Below are 20,225 nucleotides of genomic sequence, written 5' to 3' on the forward strand. Positions count from 1 at the left end.
CTCCGGTGCAGCGCACGGGTGCGCGCTCGCAGTAAGGGATGGCATGTCCATATTCAGCGACCTGGCTCACCAGTACATCGACGGCGAATGGCTGGCCGGCACCGGTTCGTGGGACATCATCGACGTCAACCCGTACAACGGGGAGAAGCTCGCGGCCATCACCGTGGCCACCGTCGAGCAGGTGGACCAGGCCTACCGCGGCGCCGAGCGCGCCCAGTCGGAGTGGGCGGCCACCAGCCCGTACATCAGACGCGCGGTCCTCGAACGTGCCCTTCGGATCACCGAGGAGCGCGAGAAGGAGATCGTCGAGGCGATGATCGACGAGCTCGGCGGGACCCGTCCCAAGGCCGAGTACGAGGTCTACCTCGCCAAGGAGTTCATCCGCGAGTCGATCCAGCTGGCCGTCCGGCCCGAGGGCAGGATCCTCGCCTCTCCGGTCGAGGGCAAGGAGAACCGCGTCCAGCGGCTCCCCGTCGGCGTCGTCACCGTGATCAGCCCCTTCAACTTCCCCTTCCTGGTCACCCTGAAGTCGATCGCCCCGGCCCTGGCACTGGGCAACGCGGTCGTCATCAAGCCGAACCAGAACGCCCCGGTCGTCGGCGGCGGGCTCATCGCCAAGATCTTCGAGGACGCGGGACTGCCGGCAGGCCTGCTGAACGTCCTGGTCACCGACATCGCCGAGATAGGCGACGCGCTCCTGACCCACCCCGTCCCCAAGGTCATTTCCTTCGCGGGGTCGGACCGGGTCGGCCGGCACGTCGGGGCGGTCGCCGCCCGCCACTTCAAGCGCACGGTCCTGGAACTCAGCGGCAACAGCGCGCTCGTCGTCCTCGACGACGCCGACCTCGACTACGCGGTGGACGCGGCCGTCTTCAGCCGCTTCGTCTACCAGGGCCAGGTCTGCATGGCCGCCAACCGCATCCTCGTCGACGCCTCCGTCGCCGAGGAGTTCACGGCCAAGTTCACCGCCCGCGTGCGCGGCCTGAAGACCGGCGACCCGCACGAGGCCGACACCCACATCGGCCCGCTGATCAACTCCTTCCAGGCCGACGCCCTGACCGCGCTCGTGGACCAGGCCGTGGAATCCGGCGCGAAGGCGCTCGTACGGGGGTCTACGCGCGGCAACCTCGTCGAACCGACGGTGCTCGCCGGACTCCCCGAGGACTCCCCGCTCCTGGGCCAGGAGATCTTCGGCCCGGTGGCCCTGCTCGTGGTCTTCGACGGCGAGGACGAGGCCGTACGGCTGACCAACGCGACCCCGTACGGACTGAGCGGCGCCGTCCACACCCGGGACGTGGAGCGGGGCGTCCGCTTCGCGCAGCGCATCGAGACGGGCATGATGCACGTCAACGACTCCACGATCGGGGACGAACCGCTGGCCGCATTCGGCGGTGAGAAAGCCTCCGGCCTGGGCAGACTCAACGGCGAGGCCACGGTCGAGGCCTTCACCACCCAAAAGTGGATCTCCGTGCAGCACGGGCGGAGCCGCTTCCCGTTCTAGACTCAGCCGGGCGTACGGCATGCGTCCGGGGGAGATCAGCGTTGAGCAACATACCGGAGACCGGCCGGACCCCTCGGGTCCAGAACCGTCTCGTCGTCATCCAGATCGTGGTCTTCTCACTGCTGCTCACCCTGGGCGGGCGGCTCTGGTACCTCCAGATACGCAATGGCCAGGAGTACACGGACGAGGCGAAGAACAACCACGTCCAGCAGGTGGTCCAGCCCGCCGTGCGCGGCTCGATCCTCGACTCGCGCGGGGTCCCGCTCGCCGACAACGCCACCCACCTCGTGGTCTCCGCCAGCCGCACCGAGCTGCTGACCATGAAGGACAAGGGCAAGTCCGTGCTGACCCGGCTCGCCGGGGTCCTCGGCATGGACGCCCAGGAGGTCGTCGACAAGGTCCGGCTGTGCGACTCCAAGACGAAGCAGCCCTGCTGGAACGGATCGCCGTACCAGCCGATCCCGGTCAGTGACGAGGCGACCACCGAACAGGCCCTGCAGATCCGCGAGCACCCCGAGGACTTCCCGGGCATCACCGCCGAGGCGACCGCCCTGCGGCGCTATGCGGCCCCGGACGAGGCCAACACCTCCCAGGTGCTGGGCTACCTCTCGCCCGTCACCGACGAGGAGATCGCCAAGGCCAAGAAGTCGGACTCGCCGTACCTGCGCTCCGACCAGGTGGGCCGCTCCGGCCTGGAGCGCACGTACGACAAGGAGCTGCGCGGGAAGGCGGGCATCACCCGCTACGAGGTGGACAACCTCGGCCGGGTCATCGGGCAGGGCGAGACCGACCCGGCGCAGCCCGGCTCGAACGTCGTGACCTCGATCGACTCGCGGGTGCAGGCGGTGGCCGAGCGGGAGCTGAACAACGCGATGGTCGAAGCCCGCAAGACGTACGACAAGAACACCCGCAGGAACTACGAGGCCGACTCGGGCGCCGTCGTGGTGATGGAGACCAAGACGGGCCGCATCGTCGCGATGGCCTCGAACCCGACCTACGACCCGAACGCCTGGGTGGGCGGGATCTCGGCCAAGGACTACGCCGGCCTCACCGACAAGGAGTCCAACTATCCGCTGCTGAACCGGGCCATCCAGGCCCAGGCGGCGCCGGGCTCCATCTTCAAGGTGGTCACCTCGACCGCCGCGGTCAACGCCGGGTACCCGTTCAACAACCGCTACCCCTGCCCCAGCTCCTACTCGGTCGGCAGCCAGACCTTCACGAACTTCGAGTCGCAGGGCCACGGTGACATCACCATCGGCCGGGCCCTGGAGGTCTCCTGCGACACGGTCTACTACGCCCTCGCGGACCAGGAGTGGAAGAAGGACGGCGGCATCAAGCCGAAGAAGGACCCCAACGACTGGTTCTTCAAGACCGCGCACGAGTTCGGGCTGGGCAAGCGCACCGGCATCGACCTGCCGAACGAGGTGCCCGGCCGGGTCCCCGACCGCAAGTGGAAGCAGGACTTCTTCGAGGCGAACAAGGACGCCTGGTGCCGGGACGGCAAGAAGAACGGCAGCTTCGCCGAGAAGATCGCCTACGAGAACTGCCGGCAGGGCAACCAGATGCGCGAGGGCGACGCCATCAACTACTCGATCGGCCAGGGCGACACCCTCGTCACCCCGGTCCAGATGGCGTCCGTCTACGCGGCCATCGCCAACGGCGGCACCCTCCACCAGCCCAGCGTCGGCAAGGCGATCGTCAGCGCCGACGGGAAGTCGGTCCAGGAGATCGCGCCGAAGGAGCAGGGCAAGCTGCCGATGGACCGCAAGACCCGCGACAACATCGACGAGGCCCTCGCCGGCGTGGCCACCAACGGCAGCGCCGCCTGGCGCTTCGGCGGCTGGCCGCAGAAGCAGATCCCGATGCACGCCAAGACGGGCACGGCCGAGGTCCAGGGCAAGCAGACCACCTCGTGGTTCGCCTCCTACACCGATGACTACGCGATCGTCATGACGATCTCCCAGGGCGGCACCGGATCGGGTGCCTCGGGACCGGCGGTCCGCAGCATCTACGAGGCGATGTACGGGCTGGACCCGACGGGCAAGCAGGACCTCTCGAAGGCCCTGCTCCCGCAGCCCGCCGGCGCGCTGCCCGCGATCCGGCCGGACGGGGAGATTTCCCCGAACTGAGGGGGCATCTAGGACAGGGGCTGACCTGAAGGCTCCGTAGCGTGTGAGGTGTCGGGGGGAGGGCCCCCGGCACTCCACACGAAGAGGCGGTCCGGTCATGGCCCAGATTTCCACCGAGGTGCTCGGCGACGAGCGCGGCACGCTCCTCTCCTTCGTCGAGGCCCAGCGGGTCGCGCTGCGCGAGGCGGCCCAGGGGCTGACCGAGGAGCAGGCGGCGAGCCGCCCCAGCGTCAGCGAGCTCTCCCTGTCGGGGCTGCTCAAGCACGCGGCGGAATGCGAGCTGTCCTGGCTGCGGATGGCCCAGCAGGTCCCGAACGAGCGGCAGCGCGACGAGGAGAGCTGGGGCGAGGCCTTCCACCTGGTCGAGGGCGAGTCCGTCCCGGACGTACTGGCCTTCTGGGACGGGGTGGTGAAGGAGACGGAGGCCTTCATCGCGGCCGTGCCCAGCCTCGACGACACCTTCCCGCTCCCGCCGGCGCCCTGGTTCCCCAAGGACGGCAAGGTGTCGATGCGCTGGATGCTCCTGCACCTGGTGGAGGAGTTCGCCCGGCACGCGGGCCACGCGGACATCGTCCGGGAGTCCCTGGACGGCACCCGCGCCATGGGCTGAGGGCGCCCGGCCACTAGCCTGGCCGCATGTCAGCGATCAGGCTTCTCGTCCTCGGCGCGGTCCGCCAGCACGGGCGGGCGCACGGGTACCAGGTGCGCAACGACCTGGAGTACTGGGGCGCCCACGAGTGGTCCAACACCAAGCCCGGCTCGATCTACCACGCGCTCAAGCAGATGGCGAAGCAGGGCGTCCTGCACGCCCACGAGGTGGCGCCGAGCGCGGCGGGCGGTCCGCCGCGCACGGAGTACGAGGTGACGGACGCGGGCCGCGAGGAGTACTTCAAGCTGCTCCGCGAGGCCCTGGCGGCGTTCGACCAGAAGACGGACCTCCTCTCGGCGGCGATCGGCTTCATGGTCGACCTGCCCCGGGCGGAGGTCCTGGCCCTGCTGGGGGAGCGGCTGGCGAAGCTGGCGGCCTGGCGGACGTCGGTGACGGACTACTACACGCCCGAGGAGGGCCCCCAGACGCTGGGGCACATCGGCGAGATCATGCACCGCTGGGTCCATTCCGCGGACGCCGAGGCGGAGTGGACCCGTGGGCTGATGGCCCGGATCGAGGGGGGCGCGTACTCCTTCGCGGGTGAGGGCGGCGACCCCTTCGTGGGGGTCCTGGCGGACGGCCAGGAGAACCCCTACGCCTAATCAAGTTTGACTAGCCCCGCTTCGGGCAGTACCTTGGCGCAGCTTGCTACTCAAATTTGACTAATGAGCTGAGCGTGAGGAGTTGGAAGCGCGTTGGCGATCTTCGTCGAAGGTGTCCACAAGCGGTACGCGGACCGGCCCGCCCTGGCCGGGCTGGACCTGGAGGTGACACGCGGCACGGTGCACGCCGTGCTCGGCCCCAACGGAGCCGGGAAGACCACGGCGGTCCGCATCATGAGCACCCTGCTCCGGCACGACGAGGGCGTGGTCCGGGTGGCGGGCCACGACGTACGGAAGGACCCGGCGGCCGTCCGCGCCCGGATCGGCCTGCTCGGCCAGCACACGGCGCTCGACGAGGAACTGTCCGGGCGGCAGAACCTGGAGCTGTTCGGCCGCCTCCACCACCTGGGCGCGCGCCGGGCCGGGCTGCGGGCCGACGCGCTGCTGGACCGCTTCGGCCTCGCGGACACCGGCCGCAAGCCGGTGAAGCAGTACAGCGGCGGCATGCGGCGCCGGCTCGACCTCGCGGCGTCCCTGATCACCGAACCCGAGGTGCTCTTCCTCGACGAGCCGACCACCGGGCTCGACCCGCGCGGCCGCGCCGAGGTGTGGAGCGCGGTCCGCTCCCTGGTGGGCGGCGGCACGACCGTCCTGCTGACCACGCAGTACCTGGAGGAGGCCGACCAGCTGGCCGACCGCATCGCGCTGATCGACGCCGGCCGGGTGGCGGCCGAGGGCACGGCCGACGAGCTGAAGTCCCGCGTCGGGCCGGACCGGATCGTCGTCGTCCTGCGGGACGCGGCGCGGCTCGCGCAGGCGGCGGCGCTGCTGCCGGACCCGACCGTGGACCCGGACTCCCTCACCCTGGGCTTTCCGGTGGAGGACCGCATGGCGGGCCTGGCCCTGACCCTGCGCGCGCTGGAGGGGGCGGGCATCGAGGCGGCGGACCTCTCGGTCCGGCGGCCCACGCTCGACGAGGTCTTCCTGCACCTGACGGACCGTACGAACACCACGGAGGTGGCCGCATGACGCAGCACACGATGTCGGCGGCGGGCTGGGTGGCCGTGGACTCCTGGACGATGACCCGGCGCGAGCTCGCGCACTGGGCGCGGCAGCCGGTGCAGATGGTCGTCGGACTCGTCTTCCCCGTGATGCTGCTGCTGATGTTCGGCTTCCTGGTCGGCGGCGGACGCGGCATCGACGGCGAGTACGTCGAGTTCCTCGTGCCCGGCATGCTCGCGCTGACCATGGCCTTCGGGCTGGAGGCGACGATGACGGCGGTCACCCAGGACCTGGGCAAGGGGGTGATCGACCGGTTCCGTGCCATGCCGATGTCCTCCGCGGCGGTCCTGGTCGGCCGCAGCGCGGCGGACATGCTCCAGTCGGCCGTGGGGCTCGCGGTCCTGGCGGGCGTCGGCATGCTGCTCGGCTGGCGCTGGCACGGCTCCCCGGCGGCCGCGCTGCTGGCCTTCGTCCTGCTCCTGCTGCTGCGCTTCGCGATGCTGTGGATCGGGATCTTCCTGGGCATGGTCGCGGGCCGGCCGGAGATGGTGCAGGCGGTGCAGATCCTGGTGTGGCCGGTGGGCTTCCTCTCCAACGCCTTCGCCACGCCGGAGGCCATGCCGGGCTGGCTGGGGTCGGTGGTGGAATGGAACCCGATGTCGGCGACGGCCACGGCCGTCCGCGACCTGTTCGGCAACCCGGCGGCGGCCTCCCCGTCCTGGGCCTCCGACCACGCCGCCCTGCTCGCCGTCGGCTGGCCGGTCCTGCTGCTGGCGGTCTTCTTCCCGCTGGCGGTGGCGAGGTTCCGGGGCCTGAGCCGGTAGGCCGGGGCGGGGACTTGCACCTCACGCCGCGTGAGGGACCACAGTGAAGGGCGTACCCAACCAGAGGAGAGGACGGGAAGATGGGCTACTCCGTGGGCCAGGTCGCCGGATTCGCCGCAGTCACGGTGCGCACCCTGCACCACTACGACGAGATCGGTCTGCTCTCCCCGAGCGGCCGCAGCCACGCGGGTCACCGGCGGTACGACGACGCCGACCTGGACCGGCTGCAGCGGATCCTGTTCTACCGGGAGCTCGGCTTCCCCCTCGACGAGGTCGCGGTCCTGCTGGACGACCCGGAATCGGATCCGCGGGAGCACCTGCGCCGGCAGCACGCCCTGCTGACCGACCGGATCGCCCGGCTCCAGCAGATGGCCAAGGCCGTTGAGCACGCCATGGAGGCGAAGAAGATGGGCATCAACCTCACGCCCGAGGAGCGGTTCGAGGTCTTCGGGGACAAGGACCCCGAGCAGTACGCGCAGGAGGTGGAACAGCGCTGGGGCGGCACCGATGCCTACGCGGAGTCGCAGCGGCGGGTCGCCACCTACACCAAGGACGACTGGCGGCGGATCCAGGACGAGGTCGCCCAGTGGGGCGTCCGGTACGCGGCCCTCATGGACTCCGGCGAGAGCGCCGACGGCGAGGCGGCGATGGACCTGGCCGAGGAGCACCGCCGGCACATCAGCACCTGGTACTACGACTGCTCGTACGAGATCCACACGGGCCTCGGTGAGATGTACGTGGCGGACGAGCGGTTCAAGGAGTTCTACGATTCCATGAAGCCGGGTCTCGCCGAGCACCTGAGGGACGCGATCCTGGCGAACGCGGTGCGCAAGGTGTAAGCGGAACGTCACGCATCCGACCCCCTCCGGTGGCTGGAACCGGGAGGGGGTCGTGTGCGTTGATAATTGAAACTGCCTTTACCTTGCCCGCAACCGCCTGCTGCCCCCGGCACGCCCCCCCGATCCAGGAGAGTCCGGAACCCGTGTACACGATTGCGCTCGGCCCTGAGTGGCTGTCCCCGGACTACCTGATCTCGCACTTCGGCCTGATCGGCATCCTGGTCATCGTCTTCGCCGAGTCGGGACTCTTCGCGTTCCTGCCCGGCGACTCCCTGCTGTTCACGGCGGGCCTGCTGGTCGCGGACGGGCAGTACATCAAGCAGCCTCTGTGGCTGGTCTGCACCCTGATCGTGGCCGCCGCCATCATCGGTGACCAGGTCGGCTACATGATCGGCAAGTTCTTCGGGCCGAAGATCTTCAACCGGCCGAAGTCCAAGCTCTTCAAGCGGGAGAACCTCGACAAGGCGCACGAGTTCATGGACCGGCACGGCCCCAAGGCCATCGTGCTCGCCCGCTTCGTGCCGATCATCCGCACCTTCGCGCCGATGGTGGCCGGCGCGGGCTCGATGAAGTACCGCACCTTCCTGACGTACAACGTCATCGGCGGCATCGGCTGGGGCGCGGGCGTCACGATGGCGGGGTACTGGCTCGGCCAGATCGAGTTCATCAAGACGAACGTCGAGCCGATCCTGGTGGCCATCGTCCTCATCTCGGTCATCCCGGTGATCTTCGAGGTGCTCAAGGCCCGCAAGGAGAACAAGGCGAACGGCGTCGAGGGTCAGCCCGAGGCCGCCGCCGCAGTCGACGGCTCGGGCCCCCAGACCCCGGGCACCCGCGGCCGCCACGCGAAGCGCTAGCCACATCCAGCCCCCCCCGCCACATCCAGCCCCGCCGGCGTTTGAGGCGCGGGGTCCGGGGCGGAGCCCCGAATCGGTGAGCCGCGCTCACGCAACGCCCCGCAGGCACGCAAGAGCCTGCGGGGCGTACGCGTACCCCGTGCGGCTTGCGGCTAGAAGCCTCGGGTCCGCTTCGCCGCACGGCGCTTCGCGGCGCTCGCCGCCCCCGGAATCCGCATGAACAGCCGCGACGTCTCCGACCCCAGGTTGACCCCGATGGCGATGGCCAGCGCGATGGCCGCCGCGTTCACCAGGGAGCCCAGACCCTCGTTCAGCCGGTTCTCGGCGATCAGCAGCAGCCCGTAGTACGTCGCCGAGCCGGGCAGCAGCGGGCCGATGGCCGCCGTCACGAACGGCAGGGCGGAAGCGAAGCGGTAGCGGGAGAAGAGCTGCCCGAAGAGGCCCACCAGCCCGGCGGCGATGGCGGTGGACGGCACGGGCGGGATCTCGCCCGCGTAGTGCAGGGCGCCGAAGGTGACCCAGGCGACCCCGCCGTTGAGAGTCACGATCAACACGGTGGAACGTTCCTGCTGGAGCAGGATCGCGAAGGTGAAGACCAGCACCATCGAGGCCGCGATCTGGATCAGCGGCCGCTGCTGGATCTCCAGGACCTCCTCCGGCCGGGGCGAGGCGTCGAACTGCAGGCCGACGTAGAGCACGACCAGCACGCCCATGATGATGCCGATGAAGAGGTACATGACCTCCAGGAGCCGGGCGGAGGCGGTGATGTAGAAGCCGGTCAGACCGTCCTGCACGGCCGCGACCAGGGCCCGCCCGGGCAGCAGCGCGAAGAGCCCGCCGGTGATCACCGCGGACGCCTTGACGTCGATCGCGGTCATGTTCAGCGCCACCCCGATCGCGGCCGGCGGCATGGCCGCGACCACGAACTGGTAGAACTCCGGCAGCCCGCGGCCGGCGCACAGCCAGGCCAGCCGGTCGCCGAGGATCGCGCCGAGCGCCGCCGCGATGAACACCAGCACCCCGCCGCCGACCAGGGTGGAGGCGGCGCCGGCGAGCAGCCCGGCGGAACAGGTGAGCATCCAGCCGGGGTACGGGTGGCGGTTGCGGCGGATCTCGGCGAGGCGCCGGTAGGCCTCCTCCAGCGAGATGTCGATCTCGGGGGCGCTGATGTCGTCGACCAGCCGGTAGACGGCCGACAGCCGGTTGTAGTCGGTGCCGCGGCGGCGCACGGTCCGGTTCGCCGAGACCGGGTGGTCCACCAGTGAGGGCTGGTGGGTGATCGACAGCAGCGTGAAGGTGACGGTGGGCTCGCAGCGGTCCAGCCCGTAGGAGCGGGTCACCGCGAACATGGCGGCCTCCACGTCCTCGGCGCCCTCGCCGCCCGCGAGCAGCAGCTCGCCGATGCGCAGGGTCAGGTCGAGCACGCGGCCCACGGCGGGCCCGGCCTCGCTCGGCCGCTGCACGAGGTCCGGTACGGGACGCACGTCGACCGGCATGCGCAGCATCGTGCGCATGCGGTCCTGCCAGGGGGATTCCTTCAGCTGGACGACGTGGAAGTCCTGGCCCGGGGTGTAGGCGGGCGGGGAGTGCGCGGCGCTGTAGGTGGCCGGTGTGGCGAAGGCCGATCCCTCGGGTTCGGGCTGCACCGGCTCGGCGCCGGCCGGACGGGCGAACTCCGAGGTGGGCTGGTCGTCGTCGAGGGCCTCCGGCTCCATCCCGGGCGGCGGCGTGAAGGCGCTGTGCGCCTCGTCGGACTGGGGCTTCCTGTCCTCTGCCCCGTCGGCCTCCGCCACGCGTCCTCCAGTCCGTGATCACCTGCCGTATCAGTATGCGGAACCGTTTGCTCCCTGGCGAAGCCGGGAAACGGAACGGCGGGCGGCATCCCTGAGGGATGCCGCCCGCCATGTCACCAGGGGCGCGGGGGAGTCCCCCGGCCCGTTACCGCCGAGCGCGAGCTCAGTGGTGGCCACCCTGCGCCTCGAGGCGCTTGTACGAGGCCTCGATCTCGGCCTCGGCCTCGGTGCGGCCGACCCAGTTCGCGCCCTCGACCGACTTGCCCGGCTCCAGGTCCTTGTAGACCTCGAAGAAGTGCTGGATCTCCAGGCGGTCGAACTCGGAGACGTGGTGGATGTCGCGCAGGTGCTCGACACGCGGGTCCGAGGCCGGCACGCACAGCAGCTTGTCGTCGCCGCCCGCCTCGTCCGTCATGCGGAACATGCCGATGGCGCGGCACTTGATCAGGCAGCCGGGGAAGGTCGGCTCGTCCAGGATGACCAGCGCGTCCAGCGGGTCGCCGTCCTCGCCGAGGGTGTTCTCGACGAAGCCGTAGTCGGCCGGGTAGCTGGTCGAGGTGAAGAGGCGACGGTCCAGACGGATCCGGCCGGTCTCGTGGTCCACCTCGTACTTGTTCCGCGAACCCTTGGGGATCTCGATGGTGACGTCGAACTCCACGTCCTGCTCCTCCATGATCAGCTTCATTGCTTCGAGACTGCGTTTGATTCACCTGCGTGCGCGACCGCCCCGGCCCTGCCGGGTGGGGTGCCATGCTCGCGGCAAGACGCAGTGGTTAAGTGTCCCTCACGCATATGTGTGATCGCGAAAGGGGCTGGTCCGAGGTGCCATTGGTCAAGTCGTGGCAGCTCATCGCGGGTGCGGCCGTCGCCGGCCTCGCCCTGTCGGTGGCAGCGGTGGCCGCCGCCGGTCCCTGGGACTCCGGCCAGCGTAAGGCCGAGCGGGACAGGGCCGCCTCCTGGGGCCTTACGGGTGGCGCAGATCACGGCCGCGGGCCCGGCTCCGGGCTCCTGCCGGAGGCCGCGCCCAGCGCCCCCGGGGTGCTCGGCGCGATCGGCCCCGGCGTCCCGCAGGGGCAGGCGGCCGTCCCCGCCGCCTCCGGGAAGCTCGCCGCCGCGCTCAAGCCGCTGCTCGCCGATCCCGCGCTCGGCAGCGTCCGCACCGCCTCCGTCGTCGACACCGCCACCGGGCAGGTGCTCTACGAGTCCGGGGCGCGCGACGCCATGACCCCCGCCTCCACCGTCAAGATCGTCACCGCCGCCGCCGCGCTGGCCGCGCTCGGGCCCGAGCACCGGATCAGGACCACGGTGGTGCCCGGAGCCGCCCCCGGACAGATCGTCCTGGTCGGCGGCGGCGACCCCTCCCTCACCGCGAAGAAGAAGAGCCCCGCCGGATCCGGCGGCAGCCTCGTCGCGCTCGCCGCCGACACCGCGCAGGCCCTCAAGGCCGCCGGAACCGACACCGTGACCCTCGGGTACGACGACAGCCTCTACAGCGGCCCCGCCCGCCACCCGATCGGCGTCAACCCCAACATCGCGCTCGTGACCGCCCTGACGGCCGACGAGGGCCGTCCCGACGACTCCACCTCCGGGCCCGTGGACCGGACCGAGGACCCGTCCAAGGACGCCGCCCGCGCCTTCCGGACCCTGCTCACCGAGCGCGGCATCAAGGTCACCGGCGAGCCCGCCAAGGCGAAGGCCGCCGCTGCCGGCACGGCCGGTTCCGCCCAGCCGCTCGCCACCACCCTCTCCACCCCGGTGGCCGGGCTGGTCGAGCGGATGCTGACCAACAGCGACAACGACATCGCCGAGGCCCTCGCCCGCCAGACCGCCCTCGCCTCCGGGCAGCCCGCCAGCTTCGAAGGCGCCGAGAAGGCCGTCGCCGCCAAGCTCGCCGCCCTCGGGGTCGACACCGCGGGCTCCCGCTTCGCCGACGGCAGCGGCCTCAACCGCGCCGACAAGGTCAGCGCCGGCCTGCTGACCGGCCTCCTCGCCAAGGCCGCCGACCCGCAGCGCCCGGAGCTGCGGCCGGTCCTGACCGGACTGCCCGTCGCCGGCTTCACCGGGACCCTGCGCGGCCGCAACGCGGGCACCTCCCCGGCCGCGGGCCTGATCCGGGCCAAGACCGGCACCCTGACCGGCGTGAACTCCCTCTCCGGGACCGTCGTCGACTCCTCCGGCCGACTGCTCGCCTTCGCCTTCCTGACCGCGAACAGCCCCGGCCCCGAGGGCGCGGAGAAGGCCCTCGACAAGCTGGCCGCGGCCGTCGCGACCACGTCGTAGGTGCGCCCGGGCCGGGTCTGAGGGGGTCCGCAGGGCGCCCCGCCCACGTACGGTTGACGCATGACGAGCATCAGTGGTGCGGAGATGGTCGACTGGAACCTCGCGGTGGCGACCGCGACCCGCTTGGTGCGTCCCGGGCCGGAGGTCACCCGGGACGAGGCACGGGCGGTCGTCGCGGAGCTGCGCGGGCACGCCAGGATCTCGGAACGGCACGTGCGCGAGTTCACCAGGATGATCCCGGAAGGGTCCGCCGTCCCCGACACCCCCGTCCTGGTCGTCGACCGGGCCGGCTGGATCAAGGCCAACGTCGCCGGGTTCCGCGAGCTGCTCCAGCCGCTCCTCGGCAAGATGCAGGACCGCCGCGCGGGCGCCCCCGGCGGAGCCGTGCTCGGCGCGGTCGGCGGCAAGGTCACCGGCGTCGAGCTGGGCATGCTGCTGAGCTTCCTGGCCTCCAGGGTCCTCGGCCAGTACGAGACCTTCGCCCCGGTCTCGCGCGACCTGCCGGCCTCGGCCGGGGGCGGCCGGCTGCTGCTCGTCGCCCCCAACATCGTGCACGTCGAGCGCGAGCTGGAGGTGAACCCGCACGACTTCCGGCTGTGGGTCTGCCTGCACGAGGAGACGCACCGTACACAGTTCACGGCCGTCCCGTGGCTGCGGGACCACCTCGAAGGCGAAATCCAGACGTTCCTGGGCGCCACCGAGGTGGATCCGGCGACCGTGCTGGAGCGCATCCGGGAGGCCGCCCAGTCCTTCGCGGGAGCCCGCCCCGACGCCGAGCACGGCGACGAGGGCCGCTCCCTCGTGGAGCTCGTGCAGACCCCCGAGCAGCGCGAGATCCTGGGCCGGCTCACCGCCGTCATGTCCCTCCTGGAGGGCCACGCCGACTTCGTCATGGACGGCGTCGGCCCGCAGGTGGTGCCCTCGGTCGCCGAGATCCGCGAGAAGTTCCAGCAGCGCAGGGCCAGCGGAGCCGGCCGCCTCGACTCCGCCCTGCGCAAGCTCCTCGGCCTCGACGCCAAGCTGCGCCAGTACCGCGACGGCGAGCGCTTCGTGCGCGCCGTCGTCGGCCAGGTCGGCATGGACGGCTTCAACCGGGTCTGGACCTCCCCGAACACATTGCCGACGAAGGCCGAGATCGCCAAGCCCGCCGAGTGGGTGGCCCGAGTCCACCGCAAGGGGAGCGAACAGAGCGAATGAGGGTGACTGAAGGGGCGTAAACCTGTCTCACTGGGGGAAGCAGCATCACCCGTCCGAGGGACCGTGGGCCGTGGAAGGCCGTGCGATGCTCGGGGAACGGCTCGGTTCTGTCACCATCGACGCACTCTGAGTGACATCCCTGAGTGACAGCCCCCGCCCCGCGGGGGCACCGGGCACCACCCCCAGCGCACCACACCCCCAACGCCTCCGAGGCATCCGAACTCCATCGAAGGGCACCGGACATGGGTCCCCATCCTGCGGTCGCGGCGATACGCCTGGCGGTCCGCCGCGTACTCCACGACGTCCTCACCGATCTCACCGACACCCCCGCCGACCCTCGCACCGCAGCGGGCACCCGGCCACTCGTCCTCGTCGCGTGCTCCGGCGGCGCCGACTCCATGGCGCTCGCCTCGGCCCTCGCCTTCGAGGCCCCCAAACTCGGCATCCGGGCCGGCGGCATCACCGTCGACCACGGGCTCCAGGCCGGCTCCGACCTGCGCGCCGCGGAGGTCGTCACCCGCATGACCGCACTCCGCCTCGACCCGGTGGAGTCCGTCGCCGTGCGCGTCGGGCGTGACGGCGGACCCGAGGCCGCCGCCCGCGACGCCCGCTACGGGGCCCTGGACGAGGCCGCTGACCGCCTCGGGGCCGCCGCCGTGCTCCTGGGCCACACCCGGGACGATCAAGCCGAAACCGTCCTGCTGGGCCTCGCCCGCGGCTCCGGGATCCGCTCGCTCTCCGGCATGCCCGAAGTCTCCGGCGGTCCCGGCGTCTCCGGCCGCAGCCACCGCTACCGCAGGCCCTTCCTCCAGGTCGACCGGCAGACCGCCCGCAAGGCCTGCATGGTCCAGTCCCTCGCCGTCTGGGACGACCCGCACAACATCGACCCCGCCTACACCCGCTCCCGGCTGCGCCACGAGGGACTGCCCGCCCTGGAGAAGGCGCTGGGCAAGGGGGTCGTCGAGGCACTGGCCCGCACCGCCCAGCTCTCCCGCGACGACGCCGACGCCCTCGACGCCTGGGCCGCCGAGGCCGAGACCGGCGTCCGGGACGCGGACGGCCGCCTGGAGTGCGCCAAGCTGTACGCCCTGCCCCCGGCCGTCCGCCGCCGGGTGCTGCGCAGGGCCGTGGTCGCCGCGGGCTCTCCCGCGGGTTCCCTCTTCGCCCGCCACATCGAGGAAGTCGACCGGCTCATCACCGGATGGCGCGGCCAGGGCGCCATCAACCTGCCCGGCCGGGTCGAGGCCCAGCGGCAGGGTGGCAGACTTGTCATCCGGCAGGGCTGATTGGTGCTGAAACACGGCTGAGTCCTCCGGGGACACCCCCGGAGCCCCGGCCGACAACGAAAGTGATGCGGGTGGACGAGAAGGACATGGGCAACGACCTCCAGTCGGTGCTCATCACCAAGGAAGAGATCGACGCGAAGCTGGCCGAGCTGGCCGCGAAGATCGACGCGGAGTACGCGGGCAAGGACCTGCTCATCGTCGGTGTGCTCAAGGGCGCCGTGATGGTGATGGCGGACCTGGCGCGCGCCTTGTCCACCCCGCTCACCATGGACTGGATGGCGGTGTCCTCGTACGGCGCCGGAACCCAGTCCTCGGGTGTGGTCCGGATCCTCAAGGACCTGGACACCGACATCAAGGACAAGCACGTCCTGATCGTCGAGGACATCATCGACTCCGGTCTGACGCTGTCCTGGCTGCTGTCGAACCTGGGCTCCCGCCAGCCGGCCTCCCTCGAGGTCGTCACGCTGCTGCGCAAGCCCGAGGCCGCGAAGGTCGCGATCGACGTGAAGTGGGTCGGCTTCGACATCCCCAACGAGTTCGTGGTGGGCTACGGCCTCGACTACGCGGAGAAGTACCGCAACCTGCCGTTCGTCGGCACGCTCGCCCCGCACGTCTACGGCGGCTGATCCCCGCTCCTGGCCGCTGCCGGTCGCTCCCGGTCTCCGGGGCCCCGCGGGAAAAGCACCGCGGGCTCCGGGGAACCTGTGGGCGATTCCCGCCGTTGGAGCAGGGGAAGGCGGGTCTGTCAGCCGTCCCACGGGGCCGCGGGTGACAATACAGGGGTACATTCCGAAGAACAGTCTTTACTCACAGCAGCATTTACCTACGGGCAGGAGGGACGGGGTGCCTGGCGCCCCGTATGGATGGACGTGAAGCGATACTTCCGTGGGCCGGTCATGTGGATCGTGCTGGCCGTCCTCGCCGTGGTCGTGTTGATGAATGTCGTCGGCTCCGGCGGCGGCTACAAGTCGGTGGACACCAGCGAGGTCATCAAGGCGATCAACACTGGCCAGGTGGAGACAGCGAAGCTGACCACCGGCGACAGCCAGATGATCAAGATCGAGCTGCGCGACGGCCAGAAGCTCGGCAAGCATGACGGCACCAAGTTCCAGGCCAACTACATCGGGGATCAGGGCGTCCAGCTCGCCCAGAACCTCCAGACCAAGTACGACGCCGGTCAGATCCCGGACGGGTACTCCGTCACTCCGGACAAGACCAGCCCGTTCCTGAGCGTTCTCCTCTCGCTCCTGCCCTTCGTCCTCATCGTCGTTGTCTTCCTGTTCCTGATGAACCAGATGCAGGGCGGCGGCTCCCGGGTCATGAACTTCGGGAAGTCCAAGGCCAAGCTCATCACCAAGGACACCCCGAAGACGACGTTCGCCGATGTCGCGGGCTCGGACGAGGCCGTCGAGGAACTCCACGAGATCAAGGAGTTCCTCCAGGAGCCGGCGAAGTTCCAGGCCGTCGGCGCCAAGATCCCCAAGGGCGTGCTGCTGTACGGCCCGCCCGGCACCGGAAAGACCCTGCTCGCGCGCGCCGTCGCGGGCGAGGCCGGTGTTCCCTTCTACTCGATCTCCGGATCCGACTTCGTCGAGATGTTCGTCGGTGTCGGTGCCTCGCGTGTCCGTGACCTGTTCGAGCAGGCCAAGGCCAACGCCCCGGCGATCGTCTTCGTCGACGAGATCGACGCCGTCGGCCGGCACCGCGGTGCGGGTCTCGGCGGCGGTCACGACGAGCGCGAGCAGACCCTCAACCAGCTGCTGGTCGAGATGGACGGTTTCGACGTGAAGGGCGGGGTCATCCTGATCGCCGCCACGAACCGCCCGGACATCCTCGACCCGGCGCTGCTGCGCCCCGGCCGTTTCGACCGGCAGATCGCGGTCGACCGTCCGGACATGCAGGGCCGTCTGGAGATCCTCAAGGTCCACCAGAAGGGCAAGCCGGTCGCCCCGGACGTCGACCTGGGCGCCGTCGCCCGCCGTACGCCCGGCTTCACGGGTGCCGATCTCTCCAACGTCCTGAACGAGGCCGCGCTGCTCACGGCCCGCTCGGACAAGAAGCTGATCGACAACCACTCGCTGGACGAGGCGATCGACCGCGTCGTGGCGGGCCCGCAGAAGCGGACCCGGATCATGTCGGACCGGGAAAAGAAGATCACCGCGTACCACGAGGGCGGACACGCCCTGGTCGCGGCGGCCTCGCCGAACTCCGACCCGGTCCACAAGATCACGATCCTGTCCCGCGGCCGGGCCCTGGGTTACACCATGGTCCTGCCCGACGAGGACAAGTACTCGACCACGCGCAACGAGATGCTCGACCAGCTGGCGTACATGCTGGGCGGGCGCGCGGCCGAGGAGCTGGTCTTCCACGACCCCACCACGGGCGCGGCGAACGACATCGAGAAGGCCACCGCCACGGCGCGGGCCATGGTCACGCAGTACGGCATGACCGAGCGTCTCGGTGCGATCAAGTTCGGCGGCGACAACACCGAGCCGTTCCTGGGCCGCGAGATGTCGCACCCGCGGGACTACTCGGAAGAGGTCGCGGCGCTGGTCGACGAAGAGGTCAAGAAGCTCATCGAGACCGCGCACAACGAGGCCTGGGAGATCCTCGTCGAGAACCGTGACGTCCTCGACAACCTGGTCCTCGCGCTGCTGGAGAAGGAGACGCTGAACAAGGAGCAGATCGCCGAGATCTTCTCGACGATCGTGAAGCGTCCGGCCCGCCCCGCGTGGACCGGCTCCTCCCGCCGCACCCCCTCCACCCGTCCGCCGGTGCTCTCTCCCAAGGAGCTCCAGCTGACGAACTCGGCGAACGGCACCTCGGCGACCACCGCCGTTTCGCCGGTCTCGACGGAGAAGGGCATCGAGGTGGCCCCCGAGGACCGCCCTGAGGCCTGATCCACCCGGAATGGAAGCCGCGCCCCCCAGGTTCTAGCCTGGGGGGCGCGGCACTTTCATCTGGTCATACTTGGGTGGCCGCGAGCGCTGTGCACACAGGAACGAGGAAGAGATGACCGACCCAGTGACCCTGACCGGCGACGAGGGCACGATCGGCGAGTTCGACGAGAAGCGCGCCGAGGCGGCGATTCGTGAGCTCCTGATCGCGGTCGGCGAGGACCCGGACCGGGAGGGTCTCCTGGAGACCCCGGCGCGCGTGGCGCGGTCGTACCGGGAGATATTCGCCGGCCTGTACCAGCGGCCCGAAGAGGTCCTGACCACGACGTTCGACATCGGCCACGACGAGATGGTCCTGGTGAAGGACATCGAGGTCATGTCGAGCTGTGAGCACCACCTGGTGCCCTTCCACGGTGTCGCCCACGTCGGCTACATCCCGTCCACCGACGGCAAGATCACCGGCCTGTCGAAGCTGGCCCGCCTCGTGGACGTGTTCGCCCGCCGCCCCCAGGTGCAGGAGCGCCTGACCACGCAGGTCGCGGACTCCCTGATGGAGATCCTGGACCCGCGCGGGGTCATCGTGGTCATCGAGTGCGAGCACATGTGCATGACCATGCGCGGCGTCCGCAAGCCCGGTGCGAAGACCATCACCTCGGCGGTCCGCGGCCAGCTGCGCGACCCCGCCACCCGCAACGAGGCCATGTCCCTGATCATGGCCCGCTGAGCCGGCCGCTGTCCCCGGGCCCGCCCGTCGCCAGGTCCTAGGCGCGGGCGGGGGCCTCAGGGGCCTGGTCGTCGTCCTCCGGGAGCTTGAGTACGTGCTCCAGGAAGAGGGCGGCGGCGATGACGGCCACCCCCGCCAGGACCGAGGCGCCGGCGTACCAGGCCTGGTCGCGGCGGGCGGGGATGTCCAGGGAGTCGGTCAGCAGGAAGACGCCCACTCCGCCGTACATGCCGGCCACCAGCGCTGCCACGAGCGCGCTGGCCTGGCCGAAAACCACCGCGCGGGCCGCCATCAGCGGCTCCACGCCCTTGGCCCCCGGCCGGCGCTCGCGCTGGGCCTTGAGCCGGGACCGCATGGACAGGGCCGTGGCCAGCAGTACGGCCGCGATGACGCCCAGGACGATCGGCGCGGCCAGCGGAACGCCCGGCAGGGTGCCGTAGGCGTTCCACAGCCGGGCACCCGCCCAGGACAGGACCCCGGCGACCACGAAGATGCCCGCCAGGACCGCCGGCCTCAGTTGCTTCACTTGCCCGTTCCCCGCTTTCCGCACCGATCCGTCAGGCAGTCCACAGGGTAACGACTACTCCGGGAGGTGGAGTTCCAGGTCCGGGCGCGGCGTGACGCCGCTCAGGCCGGTTTCGGCCAGGAGCGCGGCGACCGGGCCGCGGCCGGGGATCTGGGCCTCCGGGTCGATGTCGTGCCAGGGGGCCAGCACGAAGGCGCGCTGGTGGGCGCGCGGGTGCGGCAGGGTGAGGACGGGGTCCTCGGAGACCCGGTCGGCGTACGCGACGATGTCCACGTCGATCGTGCGGGGGCCCCAGCGCTCGTCGCGGACGCGGTCGAAGGCCTCCTCGATGGCGTGGCCGCGCTCCAGGAGCGAGGACGGGGGTAGCGTGGTCTTCACGGCGACGACCGCGTTGAGGTACGAGGGCTGCGAGCCGGGCTCCACGCCCCACGGTTCGGTCTCGTAGACGGGGGAGACGGCCTTGACCCGCAGGCCCGGGGTGTCGCCGAGGGCGTCGATGGCGCCCTGGAGGGTCTCCAGCCGGTTGCCGAGGTTCGCGCCGAGCGCGATGACGGCCCATTTCGGGTTGGACAGGGTGACGTCCGCCGCGTCGACCGTCTCCACGACGGAGGCGGGTACCGGCTGGACGGTGGGGTCGCTCTGGGCGTTCAGTCCGTTGTTCATGCGCGGCTCCGGGTGATCGTGATGGTCACGTCGTCGAACGGGACGGTGATGGGCGCGTCCGGCTTGTGGACGACGACCTCCACCTGCGCCACCGCTTCGTGCTTGAGGCACTGCTGGGCGATCCGCTCGGCGAGGGTCTCGATCAGGTCCACGGGCTCTCCCTGGACCACGTCGACGACTTCCTCCGCGACTACCCCGTAATGCACGGTCTTCGCCAGGTCGTCTCCGGCCGCCGCGGGGCGGGTGTCGAGGTGCAGCACCAGGTCGACGATGAAGGTCTGGCCTTCCTCGCGCTCCCGGGGGAAGACGCCGTGGTGCCCGCGAGCCTTGAGGCCGCGCAGCGCGACACGATCCACGCGAATCACTCCTGCTTTCGTAGTGCTTCCGGTCCCGGGGCTCCCCGGGGCCATGGGCCTACGCCGAGTGCGGTCGGCGTCGTCCGTCTTCGAATTTACC

The 20,225-nt window shown here is 70.6% G+C and carries 17 protein-coding genes and 2 pseudogenes; 14 read left to right on the forward strand and 5 right to left on the reverse strand.

Annotated features, from left to right (window positions below; genetic code table 11):
• Positions 1-43: 43 nt before the first annotated feature.
• The 8 genes and pseudogenes from AB0D29_RS02155 to AB0D29_RS02190 form a co-directional block, all read left to right on the forward strand.
• Positions 44-1,501: an aldehyde dehydrogenase family protein gene (locus tag AB0D29_RS02155; protein WP_362851729.1), complete on the forward strand. Its 1,458-nt coding sequence runs from the start codon at positions 44-46 to the stop codon at positions 1,499-1,501.
• A 41-nt stretch (positions 1,502-1,542) separates the two neighbouring features.
• Positions 1,543-3,618: pseudogene (mrdA, locus tag AB0D29_RS02160) on the forward strand (penicillin-binding protein 2); the annotation flags it as partial.
• Positions 3,619-3,727: 109 nt separating this feature from the next.
• Positions 3,728-4,240, forward strand: coding sequence for a DinB family protein (locus AB0D29_RS02165; RefSeq protein ID WP_362851730.1), 513 nt, complete (start codon positions 3,728-3,730; stop codon positions 4,238-4,240).
• Between the two features lie 26 nt (positions 4,241-4,266).
• Positions 4,267-4,881 carry a PadR family transcriptional regulator gene (locus tag AB0D29_RS02170; RefSeq protein WP_362851731.1) on the forward strand — a complete coding sequence of 205 codons (615 nt, stop codon included), beginning with the start codon at positions 4,267-4,269 and terminating at the stop codon, positions 4,879-4,881.
• 93 nt (positions 4,882-4,974) lie between these two features.
• Positions 4,975-5,910 (forward strand): ATP-binding cassette domain-containing protein, encoded by a 936-nt coding sequence (locus AB0D29_RS02175; protein WP_362851732.1) that lies wholly within the window; start codon positions 4,975-4,977, stop codon positions 5,908-5,910.
• Entirely contained in the window at positions 5,907-6,707 is an 801-nt protein-coding gene (locus AB0D29_RS02180; RefSeq protein ID WP_362851733.1) for an ABC transporter permease, read from the forward strand. Before AB0D29_RS02175 ends, AB0D29_RS02180 begins: the two co-directional genes overlap by 4 nt.
• A gap of 80 nt (positions 6,708-6,787) precedes the next feature.
• A complete protein-coding gene (locus AB0D29_RS02185) occupies positions 6,788-7,546 on the forward strand; it encodes a MerR family transcriptional regulator (protein WP_362851734.1) in 759 nt (252 codons plus the stop codon).
• 143 nt (positions 7,547-7,689) lie between these two features.
• Positions 7,690-8,307: pseudogene (locus tag AB0D29_RS02190) on the forward strand (VTT domain-containing protein); the annotation flags it as partial.
• Between the two features lie 248 nt (positions 8,308-8,555).
• Here the strand turns inward: AB0D29_RS02190 and AB0D29_RS02195 are convergent.
• Together AB0D29_RS02195 and AB0D29_RS02200 are read right to left on the reverse strand one after the other, a co-directional pair.
• Positions 8,556-10,196, reverse strand: coding sequence for a threonine/serine exporter family protein (locus AB0D29_RS02195; RefSeq protein ID WP_362851735.1), 1,641 nt, complete (start codon positions 10,194-10,196; stop codon positions 8,556-8,558).
• Positions 10,197-10,359: 163 nt separating this feature from the next.
• The gene (locus AB0D29_RS02200) at positions 10,360-10,854 is read right to left on the reverse strand and encodes an inorganic diphosphatase (protein ID WP_008742522.1); all 495 of its coding nucleotides are present in this window, start codon (positions 10,852-10,854) and stop codon (positions 10,360-10,362) included.
• A gap of 164 nt (positions 10,855-11,018) precedes the next feature.
• Between AB0D29_RS02200 and dacB the strand changes: the two genes are divergently transcribed.
• From dacB to folE, 6 genes are all read left to right on the forward strand, one after another.
• On the forward strand, positions 11,019-12,476 hold the full coding sequence (gene dacB / locus AB0D29_RS02205; RefSeq protein ID WP_362851736.1) for a D-alanyl-D-alanine carboxypeptidase/D-alanyl-D-alanine-endopeptidase: 1,458 nt from the start codon (positions 11,019-11,021) through the stop codon (positions 12,474-12,476).
• A 60-nt stretch (positions 12,477-12,536) separates the two neighbouring features.
• Positions 12,537-13,673: a zinc-dependent metalloprotease gene (locus AB0D29_RS02210; RefSeq protein ID WP_362851737.1), complete on the forward strand. Its 1,137-nt coding sequence runs from the start codon at positions 12,537-12,539 to the stop codon at positions 13,671-13,673.
• A 242-nt stretch (positions 13,674-13,915) separates the two neighbouring features.
• A complete protein-coding gene (gene tilS, locus AB0D29_RS02215; RefSeq protein ID WP_362851738.1) occupies positions 13,916-14,959 on the forward strand; it encodes a tRNA lysidine(34) synthetase TilS in 1,044 nt (347 codons plus the stop codon).
• A gap of 65 nt (positions 14,960-15,024) precedes the next feature.
• Positions 15,025-15,585: a hypoxanthine phosphoribosyltransferase gene (hpt, locus tag AB0D29_RS02220; RefSeq protein WP_030010907.1), complete on the forward strand. Its 561-nt coding sequence runs from the start codon at positions 15,025-15,027 to the stop codon at positions 15,583-15,585.
• 237 nt (positions 15,586-15,822) lie between these two features.
• Entirely contained in the window at positions 15,823-17,859 is a 2,037-nt protein-coding gene (ftsH, locus tag AB0D29_RS02225) for an ATP-dependent zinc metalloprotease FtsH (protein ID WP_362851739.1), read from the forward strand.
• 112 nt (positions 17,860-17,971) lie between these two features.
• Complete coding sequence (folE, locus tag AB0D29_RS02230) at positions 17,972-18,580, forward strand: GTP cyclohydrolase I FolE (protein ID WP_362851740.1); 609 nt, start codon at positions 17,972-17,974, stop codon at positions 18,578-18,580.
• Positions 18,581-18,617: 37 nt separating this feature from the next.
• Here the strand turns inward: folE and AB0D29_RS02235 are convergent, their stop codons facing one another.
• From AB0D29_RS02235 to folB, 3 genes are read right to left on the reverse strand one after another with little or no spacing between them, the layout of a single operon-like run.
• Positions 18,618-19,106 carry a DUF3180 domain-containing protein gene (locus tag AB0D29_RS02235; RefSeq protein ID WP_362851741.1) on the reverse strand — a complete coding sequence of 163 codons (489 nt, stop codon included), beginning with the start codon at positions 19,104-19,106 and terminating at the stop codon, positions 18,618-18,620.
• 54 nt (positions 19,107-19,160) lie between these two features.
• Positions 19,161-19,769, reverse strand: coding sequence for a 2-amino-4-hydroxy-6-hydroxymethyldihydropteridine diphosphokinase (gene folK / locus AB0D29_RS02240; RefSeq protein ID WP_362851742.1), 609 nt, complete (start codon positions 19,767-19,769; stop codon positions 19,161-19,163).
• Entirely contained in the window at positions 19,766-20,125 is a 360-nt protein-coding gene (folB, locus tag AB0D29_RS02245) for a dihydroneopterin aldolase (protein WP_030010912.1), read from the reverse strand. Before folB ends, folK begins: the two co-directional genes overlap by 4 nt.
• Positions 20,126-20,225: the final 100 nt, after the last annotated feature.

It is taken from the genome of Streptomyces sp. NPDC048424, assembly GCF_040651555.1.
Lineage (GTDB): Bacteria > Actinomycetota > Actinomycetes > Streptomycetales > Streptomycetaceae > Streptomyces.